4 protein-coding genes and 1 pseudogene are annotated in these 3,325 nt (G+C 74.5%); 1 reads left to right on the top strand and 4 read right to left on the bottom strand.

Annotated elements, in window-relative coordinates:
* The first annotated feature begins 58 nt into the window (after window positions 1–58).
* A pseudogene (locus tag JNW89_RS39315) lies at window positions 59–1,341 on the top strand (benzoate/H(+) symporter BenE family transporter).
* A gap of 176 nt (window positions 1,342–1,517) precedes the next feature.
* Here JNW89_RS39315 and JNW89_RS32020 read toward each other — a convergent pair.
* The 4 genes from JNW89_RS32020 to JNW89_RS32005 all read right to left on the bottom strand — a co-directional run.
* Entirely contained in the window at window positions 1,518–1,892 is a 375-nt protein-coding gene (locus tag JNW89_RS32020; protein WP_238451897.1) for a hypothetical protein, read from the bottom strand.
* A gap of 29 nt (window positions 1,893–1,921) precedes the next feature.
* The gene (locus tag JNW89_RS32015; RefSeq protein WP_088959360.1) at window positions 1,922–2,179 is read right to left on the bottom strand and encodes a hypothetical protein; all 258 of its coding nucleotides are present in this window, start codon (window positions 2,177–2,179) and stop codon (window positions 1,922–1,924) included.
* A gap of 80 nt (window positions 2,180–2,259) precedes the next feature.
* On the bottom strand, window positions 2,260–2,733 hold the full coding sequence (gene mscL / locus JNW89_RS32010) for a large conductance mechanosensitive channel protein MscL (protein WP_238451896.1): 474 nt from the start codon (window positions 2,731–2,733) through the stop codon (window positions 2,260–2,262).
* A gap of 39 nt (window positions 2,734–2,772) precedes the next feature.
* On the bottom strand, window positions 2,773–3,325 hold a 553-nt coding region (locus tag JNW89_RS32005; RefSeq protein ID WP_238451895.1), incomplete at its 5' end, for a FadR/GntR family transcriptional regulator.

The following is a 3,325-nucleotide window of genomic DNA, read 5'->3' as shown; positions in this document are numbered from 1 at the left end:
GCTCGCGGTCAGCGTCGCGTCCGGGCTCTGCCGCCGTCTGGCTGGGCTGCGGCACCGGATGCCGATCGCGATCGCCTGGTCCACCCCGGGCGCGGCGCTGCTGGTCGCCACCGGCCCGGTCCCCGGCGGCTGGCCCGCGGCGGTCGGCGCGTTCCTGCTCTGCGGGGTGCTCATCGTGGCCGCGGGTCTCTTTCCGGTGCTGGGTCGGGCGGTCGCCGCGATCCCGGGCCCGGTGGCGGCGGCGATGCTGGCCGGGGTGCTGCTGCCGCTCTGCACCGCCCCGGTGCGGGCGCTGGTCGAGGTGCCCCGGCTGGCCGTACCGGTGATCGTCACCTGGCTGGTGCTGCACCGGTTCGCCCGACGTTGGGCCGTACCGGCGGCGCTGGTGGTGGCCGCGGTGACGATCGCGCTCACCTCGCCGGCCGGGGGCGTCGGCGGGTTCCGGCCGGTGGTCGAGCTGACCGCGCCGGCGTTCACCGTGCCGGCGCTGGTCGGGCTGGCGCTGCCGCTCTTCCTGGTCACCATGGCCGCCCAGAACGTCCCCGGTACGGCGGTGCTGCGCGGCTACGGCTACCAGCCGCCGCTGAACGCGGCGCTGCGGGTGACCGGGCTGGCCAGCGCGCTCGGCGCGCCCTTCGGCGGACACGCGGTGAACCTCGCGGCGATCAGCGCCGCCCTGGCGGCCGGGCCGGACGCCCACCCCGACCCGGAGCGGCGCTGGATCGCCTCGGTCACCGCGGCCTGGGGCTGGCGCTGCTCGGGTTGGGAGCGGGGGTGGCTACCGCGCTGGTGCTGCTCTCCCCGCCGGTGCTGATCGAGGCGGTGGCCGGGCTGGCCCTGCTCGGCGCGCTGGCCGCGGCGGTTGCCGCGGCGGTCGCCGAGCCGGAGAGCCGGGAGGCGGCGGTGGTGACCTTCGTGGTCACCGCTTCGGGGGTGAGCCTGCTCGGGGTGGCCGGCGCGTTCTGGGGCCTGCTCGCCGGCTGGCTGATGCTGCTGCTCTTCCGCCGGCGTGCCGCGTCGCCGCCAGCCGGCCCGGCGGGAGCGGCCACGCCGGCCGGACCGCCGCTCCGGCCACGGTGCCGGCACCCTCCCGCGCGGCGGAAAACGGATCGGGTGAGGTCAGCCAGGCCGGCTCGGCCGAGACCGGATCGGGTCAATTCGGGTCGGACGGGAGCGGGTCGGATCCGGCCGCGCCGGCCGAGGCCGGCGGCGAGGTCACGAGGCGTTGACCGTCACGTCCACCGCCCCGTGGTGGCGGATCGGTGGCGATCCGGGAGAAGACCACTGTGGGGTCTGCTGGTGGATCGGGGCGGGCGGCGTCGGGTGCCGAGTGCCCACTGAACTGACTACCGACCTGATGACGTAGACGACTCACGGGGTGTCGTACGCCGGAGACCAGCCTTGAGTCGTCCACGTCATCAGGTCGATAGCGTGTCGACCACACCCGTGGTGGTCGCCTCGGTCCGAGGAAGCCCGGTCGGTCGTCACGTCCCCAGGTCACCGCGAGTGGGCGGCGGTCACTCCTCCGGGGGGAGGTCGCCGACGCTGACGGCGAGGCGTACCTGGCCGTCGGTGACGGCGGCGATCTGGTCGGCCAGCACGTAGACCGCGCCGGTGCGGGCCAGCTCGGTGGAGACCTTGAGGTAGCCGGTACGCAGCAGCCGGGCGGCGAGGTCGGCGGGCACGTCCGGCTCCTCCACCGCGGCCGACTCGATCAGCTCGTCGAGGCTGCCGCCCGGGTCGGCGGTCGGCGCCTGCACGGTCACCGCGTTCGGGTCACCCCGCTGCACGAGGTCGACGGTGCCGACCTCGACGCCGGCCGTGTCGATGACCCGCATGCCGGTGGTGACCCGGGAGATGGTCGCCTGCTGCTCGGTGCCCTGCTGCTTCATTCCCGGGCGGTTCCCGGGCCGGCGCGCCGCTAAACGCCGGTGCTCGGCGGGGCCCAGGCGCTCGGCGGGCGCGGGGAGAGCTCCCGCCAGCCGTCGGTCCCCTCCAGCAGGGCCCGGACGGTCTCCTCGGCCTCCTCCGCGCTGCCGTACTCGTAGAACTGGGAGACGCCCTCCGCACCGCCGGCCCGCTGCTCGACGTGCCAGCGGTCCGCGTCCACCCGGAGGAAGACATCCCGCCGGGCCAGCCGCCCCCATTTGCCGTTCCACCAGTGCTTGCGCTGTTCCATGGCCGGACTCTATCGAACATGTGTACGACACGGGACGGCCCCTGTGGGATTCCCACAGGGGCCGATGTGCATACGTCCCGTCAGCGCGGCGCGGGCGGCTCCGTACGCCGACCGAGCACGTCGTCGAGCGCGCCCCGCTGCTGCGCCGGGGTGGTGTGCCCGCCGGCGACCAGGGCGTCCCGGATCTCGGTCAGCAGCTTGACCTCCTCGCTGGGCGCCTTCGGCGGCGGCTCCTCGCCCCGCCGACGCCGCTCGGCGAGCCGGTTCATCGGATAGACGACCAGGAAGTAGAGCGCCGCCGCGGTGAGCAGGAAGGTGATCAGAGCGTTGAGGAAGGCCACCCAGTCGAACGGGATCTCCCGGAACTTCGGGGTGGACCCGGTGAGGCCGTTCTTGCTGCCGGTGAGCAGCGCGATGAACACCCGGACCAGTGGTTCCAGGAACGACTTGGTCAGCTGCGTGACCACGCCCGTGAACGCGGCACCGATGACGACACCGACCGCGAGGTCGACGACGTTGCCGCGCATGATGAAGTCTTTGAAGCCCTTGAGCATCCGCACTCCCGTGCTGTCCGATTCTGCGTCCGGGACAACCTATGCCCTGGAGGGCGGCTCCAGAAAAGCACCGGCCTCGATCGCCGCGCGGGCCGGATCGCCGTCCCGGATGGCGGCGACGAGTCGACCGTGGTCGACGTACCGCTCGGGCTCCAGCGCGTCCCCCATGGCGTGCGCGACCGTGCTGCGCAGCGCCGTGCCGACCGAGGCGTAGAGCTCGGCGAGCATGCCGTTGTGGGCGGCGGCCACCACGGCGGTGTGCAGCGCCGCGTCGGCCTCCACGAACTCCGCCACCCGGCCCGAGCGCCAGGCGGCCTCGCGGGTGGCGAGCGCCGCGTCGAGCGCCGCCAGGTCTTCGGGGGTACGGCGCAGCGCGGCCAGCCGGGCGGCCTCCACCTCGAAGGCCCGCCGGACCTCGATCACCTCGGCCATCCGGTCGTCGGTGAGCCGGCGGGCCACCACCGGGGCCAGTTCGTCGGTGGAGACCACGTACGTCCCGGAGCCCTGCCGGCACTCCAGCACCCCGGCGTGCACCAGCGCGCGGACCGCCTCGCGGACGGTGTTCCGCCCCACCCCGAGCGCGGCGACCAGC

It is taken from the genome of Micromonospora sp. 4G55 (genome assembly GCF_016803375.1).
The sequence above is the reverse complement of the archived record's forward strand: the minus strand, read 5'-3'. Positions and strand labels throughout refer to the sequence as shown.

What these genes read in the sequence shown, in the direction of transcription:
- mscL (WP_238451896.1), bottom strand. Translation starts at nt 2,733, where the DNA reads ATGCTCAAGGGCTTCAAAGACTTCATCATGCGCGGCAACGTCGTCGAC.
- JNW89_RS32020 (WP_238451897.1), bottom strand. Translation starts at nt 1,892, where the DNA reads ATGAAGCAGCAGGGCACCGAGCAGCAGGCGACCATCTCCCGGGTCACC.
- JNW89_RS32015 (WP_088959360.1), bottom strand. Translation starts at nt 2,179, where the DNA reads ATGGAACAGCGCAAGCACTGGTGGAACGGCAAATGGGGGCGGCTGGCC.